Annotated in this window: 16 protein-coding genes; 8 read left to right on the forward strand and 8 right to left on the reverse strand. The window is 70.5% G+C overall.

Annotated features, from left to right (window positions below):
• Window positions 1–130 precede the first annotated feature (130 nt).
• The gene (gene ileS, locus WYO_RS13505; RefSeq protein WP_085985792.1) at window positions 131–3097 is read right to left on the reverse strand and encodes an isoleucine--tRNA ligase; all 2967 of its coding nucleotides are present in this window, start codon (window positions 3095–3097) and stop codon (window positions 131–133) included.
• 340 nt (window positions 3098–3437) lie between these two features.
• Between ileS and WYO_RS13510 the strand changes: the two genes are divergently transcribed.
• Window positions 3438–3707 (forward strand): hypothetical protein, encoded by a 270-nt coding sequence (locus WYO_RS13510; RefSeq protein WP_007563284.1) that lies wholly within the window; start codon window positions 3438–3440, stop codon window positions 3705–3707.
• Window positions 3708–3732: 25 nt separating this feature from the next.
• Here WYO_RS13510 and WYO_RS13515 read toward each other — a convergent pair whose 3' ends face one another.
• The 3 genes from WYO_RS13515 to WYO_RS13525 form a co-directional block, all read right to left on the reverse strand.
• Window positions 3733–4683: a DMT family transporter gene (locus WYO_RS13515; RefSeq protein ID WP_007563286.1), complete on the reverse strand. Its 951-nt coding sequence runs from the start codon at window positions 4681–4683 to the stop codon at window positions 3733–3735.
• 102 nt (window positions 4684–4785) lie between these two features.
• On the reverse strand, window positions 4786–5124 hold the full coding sequence (locus tag WYO_RS13520) for a hypothetical protein (RefSeq protein WP_007563288.1): 339 nt from the start codon (window positions 5122–5124) through the stop codon (window positions 4786–4788).
• A 420-nt stretch (window positions 5125–5544) separates the two neighbouring features.
• On the reverse strand, window positions 5545–6387 hold the full coding sequence (locus tag WYO_RS13525) for an NAD(P)-dependent oxidoreductase (RefSeq protein ID WP_007563290.1): 843 nt from the start codon (window positions 6385–6387) through the stop codon (window positions 5545–5547).
• 89 nt (window positions 6388–6476) lie between these two features.
• Here WYO_RS13525 and WYO_RS13530 point away from each other — a divergent pair, with 89 nt between their 5' ends.
• The gene (locus WYO_RS13530) at window positions 6477–6698 is read left to right on the forward strand and encodes an antitoxin MazE family protein (protein ID WP_007563291.1); all 222 of its coding nucleotides are present in this window, start codon (window positions 6477–6479) and stop codon (window positions 6696–6698) included.
• Complete coding sequence (locus WYO_RS13535; protein WP_007563293.1) at window positions 6695–7021, forward strand: type II toxin-antitoxin system PemK/MazF family toxin; 327 nt, start codon at window positions 6695–6697, stop codon at window positions 7019–7021. The genes WYO_RS13530 and WYO_RS13535 overlap by 4 nt, the downstream gene beginning before the upstream one ends.
• 76 nt (window positions 7022–7097) lie before the next feature.
• Here the strand turns inward: WYO_RS13535 and WYO_RS13540 are convergent, their stop codons facing one another.
• A complete protein-coding gene (locus tag WYO_RS13540; protein WP_007563295.1) occupies window positions 7098–8300 on the reverse strand; it encodes a pyridoxal phosphate-dependent aminotransferase in 1203 nt (400 codons plus the stop codon).
• Between the two features lie 157 nt (window positions 8301–8457).
• Here WYO_RS13540 and WYO_RS13545 point away from each other — a divergent pair, with 157 nt between their 5' ends.
• The 3 genes from WYO_RS13545 to WYO_RS13555 all read left to right on the forward strand — a co-directional run bounded on the left by WYO_RS13545 (window position 8458) and on the right by WYO_RS13555 (window position 10157).
• Window positions 8458–8742 (forward strand): ribbon-helix-helix protein, CopG family, encoded by a 285-nt coding sequence (locus WYO_RS13545; RefSeq protein ID WP_007563297.1) that lies wholly within the window; start codon window positions 8458–8460, stop codon window positions 8740–8742.
• A complete protein-coding gene (locus WYO_RS13550; RefSeq protein ID WP_007563299.1) occupies window positions 8735–9070 on the forward strand; it encodes a type II toxin-antitoxin system RelE/ParE family toxin in 336 nt (111 codons plus the stop codon). Before WYO_RS13545 ends, WYO_RS13550 begins: the two co-directional genes overlap by 8 nt.
• 61 nt (window positions 9071–9131) lie before the next feature.
• Window positions 9132–10157 carry an LLM class flavin-dependent oxidoreductase gene (locus WYO_RS13555; protein WP_039902924.1) on the forward strand — a complete coding sequence of 342 codons (1026 nt, stop codon included), beginning with the start codon at window positions 9132–9134 and terminating at the stop codon, window positions 10155–10157.
• Between the two features lie 119 nt (window positions 10158–10276).
• On the opposite strand, the gene cysN is transcribed toward WYO_RS13555, so the two are convergent.
• Genes cysN through WYO_RS13570 form a run of 3 tightly spaced genes read right to left on the reverse strand, consistent with a single transcriptional unit; the run spans window position 10277 to window position 13442 of the window.
• The gene (gene cysN, locus WYO_RS13560) at window positions 10277–11686 is read right to left on the reverse strand and encodes a sulfate adenylyltransferase subunit CysN (RefSeq protein ID WP_007563302.1); all 1410 of its coding nucleotides are present in this window, start codon (window positions 11684–11686) and stop codon (window positions 10277–10279) included.
• On the reverse strand, window positions 11686–12633 hold the full coding sequence (gene cysD, locus WYO_RS13565; protein ID WP_007563304.1) for a sulfate adenylyltransferase subunit CysD: 948 nt from the start codon (window positions 12631–12633) through the stop codon (window positions 11686–11688). The genes cysN and cysD overlap by 1 nt, the downstream gene beginning before the upstream one ends.
• A complete protein-coding gene (locus WYO_RS13570) occupies window positions 12630–13442 on the reverse strand; it encodes a phosphoadenylyl-sulfate reductase (RefSeq protein WP_007563306.1) in 813 nt (270 codons plus the stop codon). Before WYO_RS13570 ends, cysD begins: the two co-directional genes overlap by 4 nt.
• 268 nt (window positions 13443–13710) lie before the next feature.
• Here WYO_RS13570 and WYO_RS13575 point away from each other — a divergent pair, with 268 nt between their 5' ends.
• Window positions 13711–14226, forward strand: a complete 516-nt coding sequence (locus WYO_RS13575) for an Lrp/AsnC family transcriptional regulator (protein WP_039902897.1) — start codon at window positions 13711–13713, stop codon at window positions 14224–14226.
• Window positions 14227–14336: 110 nt separating this feature from the next.
• Entirely contained in the window at window positions 14337–16106 is a 1770-nt protein-coding gene (locus WYO_RS13580; RefSeq protein WP_007563310.1) for a flavodoxin domain-containing protein, read from the forward strand.
• The last annotated feature ends 21 nt before the right edge of the window (window positions 16107–16127 follow it).

A 16127-nucleotide genomic window follows, 5' to 3' on the forward strand; every position in this document is an offset into this window, starting at 1 on the left:
CGGCGGTGCAGAGCGAGGCTGTGCCCGTCATGCCGGCCCCGCCGCGTCCGGAAACGGCGCTCCCCTCTCCCGACCCCCTTCGGGGGCCACCCTCCCCCGCAGAGGGGGGAGGGTAATGTCGCGGGTACGATCACGCCGCGCTGGCCTCCGGGTGGGCCGCGTCCCACTCGCGCAGGGCCTGGGCGTCGCGGGGCGTGACGTCCGGGTATTCCGGGTCGCTGCCGACCGCGGGGCTGACCCGCCAGGAGCGGGCGCATTTGCGGCCCTCGGCCGGCTTCGGCACCACGGCGACGCCGCGCACCTCGTCGAGCCGGAACGCCTCCGCGGGCCCCTCGCCGGCCACCACGGTGATCGCGGAGGTGATGCAGGTATCGGCGAAGTCGCAGCCCTCCAGGGCGGCGAGCAGCTCCGGATCCGAGACGTAGACGGTCGGGGCCGCCTCCAGGCTCGCGCCGATCCGCTTGGCCGCGCGCTCGATCTCCAGGGCGCCGGTCACGGCCCGGCGCACCTTCCGGATCTTCTGCCAGCGCTCCGCGAGGGTGGGGTCGAGCCACGCCGCCGGGGTTTCCGGCAGGGTCTGGAGATGGACCGAGCCGTCCGGCGACGGGTAGCGGTCGAGCCAGGCCTCCTCCGCCGTGAAGGCCAGCACCGGAGCCAGCCAGACCACCACCCGGCGGAAGGTCTCGTCGATCACCTGCAGGGCCGCCCGGCGGGTCACCGACGAGATCGGGTCGCAGTAGAGCGCGTCCTTGCGCACGTCGAAGTAGAACGACGACAGGTCGCCGGTCATGAAGCCGTTGAGCAGGGCCACGACCCGCTTGGTGTCGTAGGTCGCGTAGGCCTCGCGGATCTCGCCGTCGAGCTCGGCCAGCCGGTGCAGGATCAGCCGCTCCAGCTCCGGCATTTCCTGGATCGCGACGTCGTCGCCCGGCACGCGATGCGCCAGGGAGCCGAGCATCCAGCGCAGGGAGTTCCGGAGCTTCCGGTAGGTCTCGGCAAACGTCTTGATGATCTCCGGGCCGATCCGCAGGTCGTCGGTGTAGTCCGAGGCGGCGACCCACAGGCGCAGGATGTCGGCGCCCGAATCCTTGATGATGCTCTGCGGCGCGACGACGTTGCCCTTCGACTTCGACATCTTCAGGCCCTTGCCGTCGAGCACGAAGCCGTGGGTCAGGACGATGTCGTAGGGCGCCCGGCCGCGGGTGCCGGAGGATTCGAGCAGCGAGGACTGGAACCAGCCCCGGTGCTGGTCGGAGCCTTCCAGGTACATCACCCGGTCCCGGCCGCCGTCGCGGACGCGCCGCGCCCCGGCCAAAGCCGGGAACGCCTCCGGATCGTCCAGCACGAAGGCGTGGGTGGAGCCGGAATCGAACCAGACGTCGAGGACGTCGGTCACCTTCTCGTAGGCGGCCGGGTCGTGGTCCGGCGCCAGGAAGCGCTGCGCCGCGTCGTCCCGGAACCAGGCATCGGCCCCCTCGGCCTTGAAGGCGTCGCGGATCCGGGCGTTGACGGCAGCGTCCTTGAGGATCTCACCGCTCTCCCGGTGGACGAACACGGTGATCGGCACGCCCCAGGCGCGCTGGCGCGAGACCACCCAGTCCGGCCGGTTGCCGACCATGCCGTTGATGCGGTTCTTGCCCTGGGGCGGGACCCACTGGGTCTCCTCGATGCCCTGGAGCGCGACCTCGCGCAGGGACCGGTTGCACAGGCTGTCCACCGGCCGGTCCATGGCGATGAACCATTGCGGAGTGTTGCGGAAGATCACCGGCTTCTTGGAGCGCCAGGAATGCGGGTACTGGTGGCGCAGCACGCCGCGGGCGACCAGCGCCCCGACCTCGGTGAGCGCGGCGATGACCGCCTTGTTGGCGTCGCCCTTCTCGCCCTTGTCGGTGAGCACCCGGGTGCCCTCGAAGCCCGGCGCGGCCTTGGTCAGGGCGCCGTCGGCGTCCACCGTGTAGGGGATCGCGGTGTCGATGCCGCGCTCCTGCAGCAGCCGGCCGCTGGACATCCAGAGATCGAAATCCTCGCGGCCGTGGCTCGGCGCCGTGTGGACGAAGCCCGTGCCGGATTCGTCGGTGACGTGGTCGCCGTCGAGCATCGGCACCGCGAAGTCGTAGCCGCGGCCCTTGAGCGGGTGCGCCAGGGTCAGGCCGGCCAGCATCTCGGGACGCACGTCGCCGACGCGCTCGAACGCCTCGACCCGGGCGGCCTTGAACACGGTGGCGGCCAGGCTGTCGGCCAGCACGTAGGTCTGGCCGGGGGTCGCCCAGTTCTCGGCCGGGGCCTGCGTGACCCGGTAGAGCCCGTAGGCGATTTTTTTGGAGTAGGCGACGGCGCGGTTGCCCGGCATGGTCCAGGGGGTGGTCGTCCAGATCACCACCCTGGCGTCCGCCAGCGCCGCATCGGCCCCGTCCCGGATCGGGAAGGCGACGAAGATCGTGTCGCTGACATGCTCCTCGTACTCGACCTCGGCCTCGGCCAAAGCGGTCTTCTCGACCACCGACCACATCACCGGCTTGGAGCCGCGATAGAGCTGGCCGCTCATCGAGAACTTCATCAGCTCGTCGGCGATCACCGCCTCGGCCGGGTAGGCCATGGTGGCGTAGGGATGGTCCCAGTCGCCGGTGACGCCCAGACGCTTGAACTCGCCCCGCTGCACGTCGAGCCAGTGGGCCGCGAAGGTCCGGCATTCCTGCCGGAACTCGATCACCGGCACGTCGTCCTTGTTGCGGCCCTTGGCGCGGTACTGCTCCTCGATCTTCCACTCGATCGGCAGGCCATGGCAGTCCCAGCCGGGGACGTAGTTGGCGTCGAGGCCGAGCGCGCTGGCCGAGCGCACCACCACGTCCTTGAGGATCTTGTTGAGCGCCGTGCCGATATGGATGTTGCCGTTGGCGTAGGGCGGGCCGTCATGCAGCACGAAGCGCGGCCGTCCCGCGGCGGCGGCGCGGATCTTCCCGTAGAGGTCGATCGCGGCCCAGCGCTCGAGCAGCAGCGGCTCCCGGGTCGGCAGGCCGGCGCGCATCGGGAACTCGGTGCGCGGCAGGAACAGGGTCTTGGAATAGTCGCGGGCAGCCGCGGTCTCGGGGGTGGTCATCGGATCTCGCATCGGCGGTCGGGCCGGCGGCAATGGGCCGGCCGGATACAGGAATCTGGGCAGGGCGAGCGGCATCAGGATCCCGGACTTCCGCGCGGCCTCGCCGAAGCGGGCGCTCATCTACGCGGAGGCCGGGCCCATAATTCGAAGCCTGCGGCCCAGGCCGCAAAGAGCATGCGAAGCGAACATGACCCGTTCTCTAGCAGCGGCCCCTTCCCGATGCCAGCGGGCGGCCCCGCGATGCCGGATGAGACCTTTCGGCACCTGAACCGTTGACCGGTACGCCCTCCGCGACCCGCGGGCCGCGGAGCCCATCCCGATCGACGACCAGGAGTTGACCATGAAGAAGCTGATGATCGCCGCCCTCGCCCTTGCCCCGCTGGCCTTCGCGTCCGGCGCCGAGGCCCAGGGCACGGCCCGGGGCGCCCAGCGCGGCGTCGAGGACGGCTCGGCCGCGGCCGGCCCGGTGGGCGGTGTCGTGGGCGGCGCGGTGGGTGCGGCTACCGGCACCGTCGGCGGCGTGCTCGGCACCGACACGGATCCGGCCCGCCGCGCCCGCGAGGACCGGCGCGAGGAGCGTCTGGACCGCCAGGAGCGCATGGGCCGCTAAGCGAGCCTGAACCCGGCCGGTCGCCTCAGGCGGCCGGCCTGTCCCGCCGGATCGTCTCCTGCGCCAAGAGATAGAGGCCGGAGCCGACCACGATCATGGCGCCGGCGACCGTCCAGCGGCTCGGCACGTCGCCGAACAGCAGGAAGCCCAGCGTCACGGACCACAGCAGCTGCGTATAGATGAACGGCGCCAGCACGTTGGCCGGCGCCCGGGCATGCGCCATGACCAGCAGCCAGTGCCCGATCGTCCCGAACAGCGCGACCGCGATCAGCAGCGCCCAGTGGCCGAGATTGGCCGGGCTGGTCCAGATCCAGGGCAGGAGCGGGGCCATCAGCGCCAAGCCCGCGAGACCGGTATAGAACATGGTCGTGGCGGTGGAATCGTAGGCTGCGAGCTTGCGCGTGATGATTGCGTAGAAGGCGTAGACCACGACGTTGGCCACGCAGAGCAGGGCGGCCGGATGCATCCCGCCCAGTCCCGGCCGCACGATCACCAGAACGCCGATGAAGCCGACGCCGATCGCCACCATCCGGCCCCGCGACGACCATTCGCCGAGCAGCGGCCCCGCCAGCAGCGCCACCGTGAGCGGGGCGGCGAACTGGATCGAGATCGTCTCGGCGAGTTGCAGGTAGCGCAACGCCAGGAAGTTCAGGGCCGTGGATGCGAAGAGCAGCAGCGAGCGCACGATCTGCAGCGTCAACCGCCGGCTCTTCACCACCCCGGGGGTGCGCACCGGGTTGATGAACAGCGAGATCATCGCGACGCTGGCGGCGTAGCGCATGAAGGTGGTGACCAGCGGGTCGACGCCGCCCCGCGCCAGGGTCTTGGCGCTGGCATCGAGGCCCGCGAAGAACGCGACGGCGCCGCACATCAGGGCGATGCCGACGATCCGCCTTCGGCGCGCGAGGTCAGGTGACGGGGCCGCCCGGGCGGGGTCCCTGTCGTGGGCGACGGATGTCGCGACCTGCGTGCTCATGCCTGCCAAATCCGATGGAGGCCTGTATTCCTGCCACGCTGACCTGCGCGGCGGCACCCGTCGCGGCGCAGGGGAAGTATGCAGCCGGCACGGTGCGCCGGCTCAGCGCTTGGCCACGACCTTCTCGGCGGCGGCGGTCTTGGTCGCCGCCTTGGCGACCTTGGCCTTGGCCGGGGTCGCGCCGGCGATCAAAGCGGCCAGGTGGCCCTGGTCGAGGCCCGCGGCCGGGGCGGGCACGGCGGCCGGCACGATCGGTGCCGCGCTCACCGGTCGGCGCGGCTCGATGGAGCCGGTCGCGACCGGGTCGGGAGTGCTGGCGAAGGCCGCGATGGGACTCGCGGAAGCGGATTCGCGCTGTACGCGCAGGGTCCAATGGGCGGCGGTGGAGATGGCGGCAATCCCGAGGATCGCCTTGATGCCGCCGGTGAGCAGGGCTCTCATGGTCGTCAGGCCCGAAAGAACGCGGTTACGCCGGACCGGATCCCCGGCCTCGTCGTATCATCGCGCCGGAGCGTGAACGAAGCTGCAACCGTGCCCGACCGGGCTGTCCCGGATCGGGGCAGGGTGCCGGATCGGCGCCGCCAGTCCCGGATCGCGGTAATTCTATGTGGGCCTTGCGCCGAGCCCGCGGTTCCTGTTCCCCGCGCTCCCGACACTCCTGCAGCGACTCGGCCCACTGAGCCTCACAGGATTGGCCCAGAGAACTGGTCCGGACCACCCCGTCACTGCCGGCCCCGCTACCATGCAGGCCCGAGCGGGCTCGCGAAACCTTCAGGCGCATCGGCCGCGGGGACCGTCCGTGTAGAGGGTGGCAGCCGAGCCGGCAACAGAGCGGCGGCCGATTCGGCCCACCCGCGGCGATCAGCGCTCCGCGGCGGCCGCGGCGAAGCGTATCAGCGCGGCGATCTCGGGCTCTCCCGTCTCGGCGGCGAGGCGCGCGTAGAGTGCGGCATAGCCCGAGAAGACCTGCCGCCCGGCCGCATCCGGCCCGAGGAAATCGGCGATCTCACCCATCTCGGGGGCCCAGCGATAGGCCTTGGGCGCCATGTCGGGCAGCGCCTTGGCGAGGCGGGCGAGCAGCACCGGCTCGTTCTCGGCGAGCTCGTCCTGCAGCGCCGCCCCGGCCCCGGCGCGCTCGGCGGCCAGGATCATGATCGCGGCGAGCGCGGTGAGACCCTTGTTGAGGCCGGCATAGCTCATCTTGAGGCTGGAGGCCGCGCCGACACCGCCGGGGCAGACGCGCAGGTCGAGACCCAGATCGCGCAGGACCATCACCGGGGCGGTGTCGTCGCCCGAGACGTAGACGCGCGGCCCCTTGCTGCCGGGCTTGGGCGGCAGACCCAGGATCGCCCCGTCGAGGAAGGGAGCGCCTGTTTCCGCCACGATCGCGGCGATCCGCGCGATCGTGCCCGGGCTGACGGCGTTGGCGTCGACATAGACCGGCTTGCGCGGGGCCGCCGCCAGCGCGGGGGCGAGATGCCGGGCCAGGGCCTCCGCGTCGGCAGGCGGCACGATCGACAGCAGGATGTCGGCGGCTGCGAGGTCGTCGAGGCCGGCATCGGCCATGCCGGCCGCCGCGGCCCGCGCCCGACTCGCCGCTCCGCGCCCTTCGAGGGCGGTCAGCACCCGCGCGCCGTGCCCGACGAGCCGCGCCCCGATGGCGCTGCCCATGGCCCCGGGGGCGATCACCGCGATGGTGGGCATGGGAGGCTCACGAGAGTTCAGAGATCGGAGTATGGTAGTCACGAACGCGGCCGAGGCCTAGTATAGCGCGCGATCGGACCCGCCATTCCATGCCGCAAATCAGACCCCGGGAAGGACAGTCGAAGGCCCAGCGCTATCGTCAGGCGCCGCGGCGCGATGGTATGAAGCTCCTGCGCATCTGGGTTCCAGACCCGTCGGCGCCGGGCTTCAAGGAGGAGGCCGCTCGGCAGGCCGCCCTCTTGAAGGGCGCACCCGAGGAGGCTGAAGCCCTGGACTTCATCGCGGCGGCCTTCGACTGGCCCGAACCGTGACGCGCGGTGACATCGTTACTGTCTCACCGCCCGGATCCTACGGCAAGCCGCGTCCTGCCCTCGTCATTCAGTCCGATTGGCTCGTCGAGACCGACAGTATCCTCGTCTGCCTCCTCACCAGCACTTTGCGCGACGCTCCGCTCTTCCGGCTGACCGTCGAACCAACGCCGACAAACGGTTTGCGCAGCATCTCGCAGATCATGATCGACAAGATCATCGCCATGCAGCGCGCGAAATGCAGCCCGCCCATCGGTCGCCTGGAGCGCGATACGCTCGCCACCCTGAACCGGATGCTCGCCTTGGTCCTCGGGATCGCCGACTGATCCGGCGATCCCGTCCCACGGGTGGTTTACAGACTCCGAAGCACGGCCCCGCCACGGACGAGCCCATCCGGGGGACCTAGCGCAGCGAACCGCAGAACCGCTGGATGCGCCGGCAGGCTTCCTCCAGCACGGCGTTCGAGGTCGCGTAGGAGATGCGCAGGTTCGGGCCGAGCCCGAAGGCCGAGCCGTGCACGGCGGCCACGCCCTCGGCCTGGAGCAGCTCGGTGACGAAATCCTCGTCGGTCTCGATGGTCTTGCCGGCCTCGGTCGTCTTGCCGATCAGCGCCGCGCAGGACGGGTAGACGTAGAAGGCGCCTTCCGGGGTCGGGCAGGTCAGGCCGTTGGTCTGGTTGAGCATCGACACGACCAGGTCGCGCCGGCCCTGGAACGCCGCCCGGAACTTCGCGAGGTGGTCCTGCGGGCCGTCGAGGGCGGCCACCGCGGCCCATTGCGCGATGGTGCTCGCCCCGGAGGTCTGCTGGCCCTGGACGAAGTCCATCGCCTTGATCAGCGTCTCCGGCCCGGCCGCGTAGCCGATCCGCCAGCCGGTCATGGCGTAGCCCTTCGAGACGCCGTTCATGGTCAGCGTCCGCTCGATCAGCTGGGGCTCGACCTGGGCCGGGGTGACGAAGGCGAAGTCGCCGTAGGTCAGGTGCTCGTAGATGTCGTCGGTCAGGATGTGCACGTCGGGATAGCGCAGCAACACGTCGGTGAGCGCCTTCATCTCGTCGCGCGTATAGGCGGCCCCGGACGGGTTCGACGGCGAGTTGAGCACGATCCACTTGGTCTTCGGCGTCAGCACCCGGTCGAGCTCCTCGGCCTGGAGCTTGAAGCCGTGCTCCATGTCGGTGTCGGCGAAGACCGGCGTGCCGCCGCACAGCCCGACCATCTCCGGATACGACACCCAGTAGGGGCGGGGGATCACCACCTCGTCGCCGGGGTTCAGGGTCGCCAGGAAGGCGTTGTAGAGCACCTGCTTGCCGCCGGTGCCCACGATGGTCTGCGAGAGCTTGTAGTCGAGCCCGTTCTCGCGCTTGAACTTGCGCACGATCGCCTCGCGCAGGGGCACGATGCCCGAGACCGGCGGGTACCGGGTCTCGTTGCGGTGGATCGCCTCGATCGCGGCCTGCTTGATGTGGTCCGGCGTGTCGAAATCCGGCTCGCCCACCGACAGGCTGATGACGTCGACGCCGGACGCCTTCAGGTCCCGGGCCTTCTGGGTCATCACGATGGTCGCGGACGGCTTCACCCGCGAGAGGACGTCGGCGAGGAGAGCCATGGCGTTTCGATCTCCGTGAGGGGCGCGGCGGGCTCGGGCGCCCGCGATGCGGCCGGGACCCTAGGCCGACGGTGCGGTGCGGACAAGGCTGCGCGGCCCGCCCGATTTCATGCTAAGATCATGCCGATCTGAAGAGGGCGATTGACGAGGGCGATTCATGCCACCCGCCGAGACGATCAGCGTCACGCTGCCCCCCGAGACGGTCCGCGCCCTGCGCGAGCGCGTGGAGGCCGGCGAATACGCCTCGCTCGGCGACGCCCTGGAGGATGCGGTGCAGGCCTGGCAGAGCCGGCGCCGGGAGGATGCGGAACGCCTCGACGCGATCCGCGCCCGCATCCGCCGCTCTCTGGACGACCCCAGCCCCGATCTGAGTCCCGACGAGGTCGAGGCGCAGATGGAAGTTCTGTTCGCCCAGGCCCGGGACGATCGCCGCCGTGCGTAGGCTGCCCGTCGCGTTCCGGCGTGACGCCAGGATCGATCTCGCGGACATCTTCGGTGTCGTACTTCACGCAAGCCGCGACAACGACATCGCCGAGGGCTTCATCCGTCGGATCATCGCGCGTTGCCGGCGCATCGGCGATGCGCCCCATGGCGGTCGTCCGCGCGATGACCTGGAACCCGGCTTGCGGACGGTGCCGTTCGAGCGATCCGCAATCATCGCCTATCGGGTCCAAGCCGTGCGGGTGATGATCACCAACGTGTTCTACGGCGGCCGGGATTTCGAGGCCCTGTACCGGGGCGACCGGTCGGACGACGAGCCGGCGCCTTGACCGCGCCGAGGCGGATCGTCTTGCCCTCGCACCGGCCCACCCGCCTCCCCATCTCATGTCGATGACACCGCTCTCCGTCCTCGACCTCTCCTTCGTCAGCGCCGATTCGACCCCGGCGCGGGCGCTGCACGACACGCTGGCGCTGGCGCGCCACGTCGATGGTCTCGGCTACCGGCGCTACTGGCTGGCCGAGCACCACGCGCTGCCCAACGTGGCGAGCCCGGCCCCCGAGATCATGATCGGCCAGATCGCGGCCGCGACCCGGTCGATCCGGGTCGGCTCGGGGGGCATCATGCTGCCGAACCACGCGCCGCTCATGGTGGCCGAGCGGTTCCGGGTGCTGGAAGCCCTGTTCCCGGGCCGGATCGATCTCGGCCTCGGGCGTGCGCCCGGCACCGACGGGCTCACCGCCCGGGCGCTGCGCCGCCGGGAGGCGCCCGGCCAGGGCGGCAACGACGATTTCCTCGACCGCCTGCAGGAATTGCTGTTCTGGGACGGCGGCTTCCCGGACGGGCATCCCTTCGCCAAGATCCAGGCGAGCCCCGCCGGAGTGCCGCTGCCGCCGATCTTCCTGCTCGGCTCGTCCGATTACAGCGCCCAGCTCGCCGGCGAGATCGGCTGCGGCTTCGGCTTCGCGCAGCACTTCTCCGGAATGCCGGCCGAGGCGCCGATGCTGGCCTATCGCCGCCTGTTCCGGCCGACCCGCCTCGGCGAGCGGCCCCATGCGATCCTGGCCGTTGCGGCGATCTGCGGCGCCACCGATGCGGAGGCCGAGCGTCTGGCGGCGAGCGCGCGGCTGTCGACCCTGCGGCGGGAGCGCGGCGAGTACCGCCCGCTGCCCAGCCTGGAGGAAGCGCTGGCTTATCCGTATTCCGATGCGGAGCAGGCCCAGATCGAGCGCGGCCGCGACAAGCTGCATGTCGGCGGCCCGGAGACCCTGCGGGCGACGCTCACGGATCTCGTCGCGCGGACGCAGGCCGACGAGCTGATGATCGTCACGGCGATCCCCGATCAGGCGGCCCGGCACGACTCCTATACGCGGCTGGCCCAGGCCTGGGGCCTCGGCGCGGTCTCGGAAGCAGCTTAGGGGGATTCCAAAGGGCAAGCCCTCTGGTGGGGTATCGGGGCGAAGCCCCGATGAACCGGGGCTCCGCCCCGGACCCGCACAAGGTCCCGGACCTTGTGGATCCGGGACCTTTTCCCGCCTCAGCGACCGAACAGGCGGCCGAGGCGACCGAGCAGGCCGGGAGCCTTCTCGCCAGCGGCCGACGCGGCGGCGGCTGCCGGGGCGGCCTCGCCCTTCGGCGCCAGGACCAGCCCGAGGGCGGCCGTGTCGGTAGTCTCCCGGTCGATTAGGATCAGGCTGCCGGTCTCGCGGTTGGCCGCGTAGGCATCCACCGCCACCGGCCGGTCGAGGCGCAGGGCCACGTCGGCGATGTCGTTGGCGGCGAGGCGCTCGGCCGGACCCGGATTGCCGGTCTCGGGATCGATCCGCGAGACGATCCCCTCCACCGTGGCGTTGACCGTGGCGGTGCCGATCTTGGCGAGCAGGCTCGCCCCCGGCGCAAGCTCGGTCTCGGCCGCCCAGAACAGGCGGGCCTCGAACTGCTCCGCCACCCGCAGCGGCGCGCCGGACGCCGCGATCACCTGCCCGCGGGAGGCGTCGATCTGGTCGGCCAGCACGAGGGTCACGGATTCGTCCTCGCCGGCCTCGGGCAGGTCGCCGTCGGCGGTGTAGATCCGCGCCACCGTCGAGGTCCGGCCGGAAGGCTGGATCGTGATCGCATCGCCGGGGCGGACCCGGCCGCTGGCGATCCGCCCGCTATAGCCGCGGAACTCGGAATTCGGCCGGTTGACCCACTGGATCGCCATGCGGAACGGGGCGTTGAGCGCCTCCGCGTGCACCGGCACGGTCTCCAGGTATTCGAGCAGGGTGCCGCCGGTGTGCCAGGGGGCGGCGATGCCCGGCTCCACGACGTTGTCGCCGTTCTTGGCCGAGAGCGGGATCGCCTTCACCTCGGTGAAGTTCAGCCCGCGGGCGAAATCGGTGAAGCCCGCCCGGATCGCGTCGAACTTGTCCTGCGACCAGCCGACCAGATCCATCTTGTTCACCGCCAGCACCACCCGGCGGATGCCCAGCATCGAGACCAGCAGGGCGTGGCGCCGGGTCTGGCGGATCAGGCCCTGGCGGGCATCCACCAGGATCACCGCCACGTCGGCGGTCGAGGCGCCGGTGGCCATGTTGCGGGTGTACTGCTCGTGGCCGGGGGTGTCGGCGACGATGAACGAGCGCTTGTCGGTGGAGAAGAACCGGTAGGCGACGTCGATGGTGATGCCCTGCTCGCGCTCGGCCTGGAGGCCGTCGACCAGCAGGGCCAGGTCCATCTCCTGCCCCTGCGTCCCGTGGCGGCGGGAATCGCGCTGGAGCGCCGAGATCTGGTCGTCGAAGATCTGCTTGGTGTCGTGCAGGAGCCGGCCGATCAGGGTCGACTTGCCGTCATCCACGGAGCCGCAGGCGATGAAGCGCAGCACGGCCTTGTTCTGGTGGGCGGCCAGGAACGCCTGATAGGTGGCGGCGCGGTCGCTGAACGCGGTGGGAGCTTGGTGCACCGTCATCAGAAATAGCCTTCCTGCTTCTTGCGCTCCATGGCGCCCGCGCCGTCCTTGTCGATCACCCGGCCCTGGCGCTCCGAGGTGCGGGCCGCCAGCGTTTCGCCGACGATCTCCGGGAGGGTCGCCGCGTCGCTCTCCACCGCGCCGGTGAGCGGGTAGCAGCCGAGCGTCCGGAAGCGGACGAGGCGCTGCTGCGGAACCTCCCCGGGCTCCAGCGGCAGGCGGTCGTCGTCGACCATGATCAGCTGGCCGTCGCGCTCCACCACCGGGCGTTCGGCGGCGAAGTAGAGCGGCACGATCGGAATGTTTTCCTGCTCGATATAGAGCCAGATATCGAGCTCGGTCCAGTTCGACAGCGGGAACACCCGGAGGGACTCGCCGCGTTTCTTTTTCAGGTTGTAGAGGTGCCAGGGCTCGGCGCGCTGGCGCTTGGGATCCCAGCGGTGCTGCGCGGTGCGCAAGGAGACGATCCGCTCCTTGGCGCGGCTCGCCTCCTCGTCCCGGCGGGCGCCGCCGAAGGCCGCGTCGAACTTGTGCTTGTCGAGCGCCTGGCGCAGCGCCTGGGTCTTCATCACGTCGGTATGGACCTCGGAGCCGTGGCTCACCGGCCCGATGCCGCGGGCGAGCCCGTCCGGGTTGGTGTGGACCAGGAGGTCGAGGCCGAGCTCCTTCACCCGGGCGTCGCGGAAGGCGATCATCTCCCGGAACTTCCAGGTCGTGTCGACGTGGAGCAGCGGGAACGGCAGGGTGCCGGGCGCGAAGGCCTTGAGCGCCAGGTGCAGCAGCACCGAGGAATCCTTGCCGATCGAGTAGAGCATCACCGGGTTCTCGGTCTCGGCGACCGTCTCCCGGAAGATGTGGATGCTCTCGGCCTCGAGCCGCTTCAGGTGGCTGAGGCGGTCGGCGGAGGCGGGGGCGCCCGGGGGCACGGGGGCGAGGGCGGCGCTCATCGGGCGAATTCCGGCTGGCGGGTCTTCACGTCTGGATTGCTCTCGAAAATCGCGGGCTCCTGGCCCGGCTGGATCGACGCGGCGGGGCGGCCGACATGCAGGCCGCACTCCTTCTTCTCTTCCTGCTCCCACCACCAGCGCCCGGCGCGTTCCGGCTCGCCGAGCTTCACGGCGCGCGTGCAGGGGGCGCAGCCGATCGACGGGAAGCCGCGATCGTGCAGCACGTTGTAGGGAATGAAGTTCTCGCGCACGAAGCTGTCAACCTGAGCCCGGGACCAGTCGGCCAGGGGGTTGAGCTTGATCAGGCCGCGGGCGGGATCGAACGCGGCGAGCGGCGTCTCGGCGCGGTTGGCCGACTGGCCGGCACGCAGGCCGGTGAGCCAGCCGCTCGCCCCGTCGAGGGCGCGGCCGAGCGGCTCGACCTTGCGGAAGCCGCAGCAGGCCTGCCGGGCCGCGACAGAGCGCCGGAACCCGTTGATGCCCTCCTGGCGGATGAACGCCTCCACGGCCCCCCGGTCCGGCGCGTAGGCCGCGATCCGGATGCCGTAGGCCGACTCGGTCTCGGCCCAGGTGTCGTAGGCCTCCGGGAACAGCCGGCCGGTATCGAGGGTGACGATCTCCACGCGGCCCTTCGCCAGCCCGGCCATCGCCAGCCCGTGCGTCAGCGCCTGGTCCTCGACGCCGAGGCTCGTGGTGAAGACGAGGCGCCCGGGGATCTCGGCGGCGATCAGGTGGAGCCGGCCTGGCAGGTCGAGCCCGGACAACCTTTCCGCGAGGGAGTCGGCCATCGTTCGGTCCGGACGGGTCATCGCGACATGTCCTGAGGTTGGATCGTGGGAAAGGGCGCAGACCGCGCCGCACCCTGTTGTCGAAGGGTCGAAATGTTCGCTATAACGAACGAAGTCAAGGCGCCGCGGGTTGCTTGTCGGGCATATCCGGGCGTCCTGGCGTGCGGTGGCGCACCCCGTTCCTCCGCACCCGAGACCCCGCACGACAAAAGATTCTTCTCGGCGGCCCTGTAAAACGCCTACACTTCCCGCGCGCGGCCCAGCGTGGATGGATCCCACGGAGACGACTTTGGACGCCATCGATCTGAAGATTCTGGCCCTGCTGCAGGCGGACGCGACCCTCTCCATCGCGGCGATCGGCGAGCGCGTCGGTCTGTCTCAGACCCCGTGCTGGAAGCGCATCCAGAAGCTGGAGGCCGACGGCGTGATCGACCGGCGGGTCGCGGTGCTCGACCCGGTCAAGCTCGGCCTCGGGCTCACGGTGTTCGTCTCGATCGAGACCGCCGACCACTCCCAGGAATGGCTGCAGCGCTTCGCTGCGACCATCTCGGCCATGCCCGAGGTGCTGGAATTCTACCGGATGGCCGGCGACGTGGATTATATGTTGCGCGTCGTGGTTGCCGACATGCAGGCCTATGACAGCTTCTACAAGCAGCTTATCGCGGTGCTGCCGTTGAAGAACGTCACCTCGCGATTCGCCATGGAGAAGGTCAAGTCCACCACAGCCCTGCCGCTTCCGGCCCCGCCCAAGACCGGACGCCATCTCCCCGGCACCGCCCCGGTCCTCGCCGTCGTTGGAGAATGATCTTCTCTTTTATTGCGGCGCAACGAATGCAATATCCTAGTTCAGGCGCGTTCTGCAAAAAGAACGTTTTCGATTGACACCGGCCCCGTAGGCCACGACATGGTCCCCTGATGGCACGCCAGAATCTCCTTCCGCGCACCGCCCCGTTCGGCGACGGCGAGCGCGCCAGCCTCGATGCCGTGCTCGGCAGCGCGACCCCCGTGCAGCGCGCGTGGCTCGCGGGCTTCCTGGCGGGCCTCGATGCCGCCGGCGGCCAGCCGGCCGCCGTCCCGGCCGCCCCGCCCAAGGCCGCCGAGCCGCTGACGATCGTCTACGCCAGCGAGTCGGGGAATTCCGAGGCGCTGGCCGGCAACGTCGCCAAGCTGGCGCGCAAGCAGGGCTTCAAGCCGAAGGTCGTGGATTTCTCCGATCTCGACGTCGCGACCCTGCCCAAGGCGGGCAAGCTCGTCGCCATCGCGGCCACCTGGGGCGAGGGCGAGCCGCCGGCCCGGGCCGTGCGCGCCTATGGCGAGCTGATGGGGGAGGGCGCCCCGCGCATCGACGGGGTGGAATTCGCCGTCCTGTCCCTGGGCGACACCTCCTACGCGGAGTTCTGCGCCATCGGGAAGGCGCTCGACGCGCGCTTCGAGGCCCTGGGCGGCAAGCGCGCCGCCGAGCGCGCCGACCTGGACCTCGATTTCGAGAAGCCGGCCGCCGACTGGATCAAGAACACCCTCAAGGCCCTCGCGTCGGCCGAGACGCCCGACAACGTCGTGGCGGTGGATTTCGCCCGCGCCGCCGCGGGCGAGGACGACGATGCCGAGCCGAGCCGCGAGCCGCTGGTGGTCGAGGTCGTCGAGCACGTGAACCTCAACTCCTCGCGCTCGGACAAGGAGACGATCCACCTCGCGCTCGCCTTCGAGGACGGGGCGCCGGCCTACGAGCCCGGCGATTCGCTAGAGATCTTCCCCGAGAACGACCCGCAGCTCGTGGACGAGATCCTGGGCGCCGCGGGCCTGTCGGGCGACGAGGCCCTGCGCAAGGCGCTGCTGGCCGAGCGCGACATCACCACCCTGTCGGCCGCCACGATCGAGCGCTTCGTCAAGGCGACCGGCCACGCGGACGCGCAGAAGCTGATCGACAGCGGCGAGGCCCGGGCCTGGATCGAGGGGCGGCACCTGATCGACCTGCTCGCGACCTTCCCGGCCACGCTGACGCCTGAGCACCTCAACACCATCACCCGGCCGCTGCCGCCGCGCGCCTACTCGATCGCGTCCTCGCGCAAGGAAGTGGGCGACGAGGTCCACCTCGCCATCGTGGCGGTGCGCTACGAGACCCATGGGCGGGCCCGCTCGGGCGTCGCCTCCGTGCATGTCGCCGACCGGATCCGGGACGGCGCCAAGCTGCGGGTGCGGCTGAAGCCGAACCGGCATTTCCGGCTGCCGCAGGATCCGGCCACCGACATCATCATGGTCGGCCCCGGCACCGGCGTCGCCCCGTTCCGCGCCTTCGTGCAGGAGCGCCGCGCCATCGAGGCGCCCGGCCGCTCGTGGCTGTTCTTCGGCGACCGCCACTTCCTGCACGACTTCCTGTACCAGCTCGAATGGCAGGAGGCCCTGGAGGACGGGTCGCTGACGAAGATCGACGTGGCCTTCTCCCGGGACCAGCCGGAGAAGATCTACGTGCAGGACCGGATCACCCACAACGCCAAGGAGCTGGTCTCCTGGCTGGAGGGCGGCGCCCATTTCTACGTCTGCGGCGATGCCAAGCACATGGCCAAGGACGTGCGCGCCGCGGTGGTGCGGGCCTACGAGACCGCCAAATCCTTGAGCCCGGCCGATGCCGAGGCGCAGGTTGCGGCTCTGGAGCGCAGCCACCGCTACCAGCAGGACGTTTACTAGACCGTAGGCCGACGCAGCACG

This window comes from Methylobacterium sp. GXF4, from assembly GCF_000272495.1.
In the GTDB taxonomy this organism is placed as follows: Bacteria; Pseudomonadota; Alphaproteobacteria; order Rhizobiales; family Beijerinckiaceae; genus Methylobacterium; species Methylobacterium brachiatum.

Coding starts and splice junctions, on each gene's coding strand:
- ileS (WP_085985792.1), bottom strand. CDS start 3,097: ATGACCACCCCCGAGACCGCGGCTGCCCGCGACTATTCCAAGACCCTG.
- WYO_RS13510 (WP_007563284.1), top strand. CDS start 3,438: ATGAAGAAGCTGATGATCGCCGCCCTCGCCCTTGCCCCGCTGGCCTTC.
- WYO_RS13515 (WP_007563286.1), bottom strand. CDS start 4,683: ATGAGCACGCAGGTCGCGACATCCGTCGCCCACGACAGGGACCCCGCC.
- WYO_RS13520 (WP_007563288.1), bottom strand. CDS start 5,124: ATGAGAGCCCTGCTCACCGGCGGCATCAAGGCGATCCTCGGGATTGCC.
- WYO_RS13525 (WP_007563290.1), bottom strand. CDS start 6,387: ATGCCCACCATCGCGGTGATCGCCCCCGGGGCCATGGGCAGCGCCATC.
- WYO_RS13530 (WP_007563291.1), top strand. CDS start 6,477: ATGCCGCAAATCAGACCCCGGGAAGGACAGTCGAAGGCCCAGCGCTAT.
- WYO_RS13540 (WP_007563295.1), bottom strand. CDS start 8,300: ATGGCTCTCCTCGCCGACGTCCTCTCGCGGGTGAAGCCGTCCGCGACC.
- WYO_RS13545 (WP_007563297.1), top strand. CDS start 8,458: ATGCCACCCGCCGAGACGATCAGCGTCACGCTGCCCCCCGAGACGGTC.
- WYO_RS13555 (WP_039902924.1), top strand. CDS start 9,132: ATGACACCGCTCTCCGTCCTCGACCTCTCCTTCGTCAGCGCCGATTCG.
- cysN (WP_007563302.1), bottom strand. CDS start 11,686: ATGACGGTGCACCAAGCTCCCACCGCGTTCAGCGACCGCGCCGCCACC.
- cysD (WP_007563304.1), bottom strand. CDS start 12,633: ATGAGCGCCGCCCTCGCCCCCGTGCCCCCGGGCGCCCCCGCCTCCGCC.
- WYO_RS13570 (WP_007563306.1), bottom strand. CDS start 13,442: ATGACCCGTCCGGACCGAACGATGGCCGACTCCCTCGCGGAAAGGTTG.
- WYO_RS13580 (WP_007563310.1), top strand. CDS start 14,337: ATGGCACGCCAGAATCTCCTTCCGCGCACCGCCCCGTTCGGCGACGGC.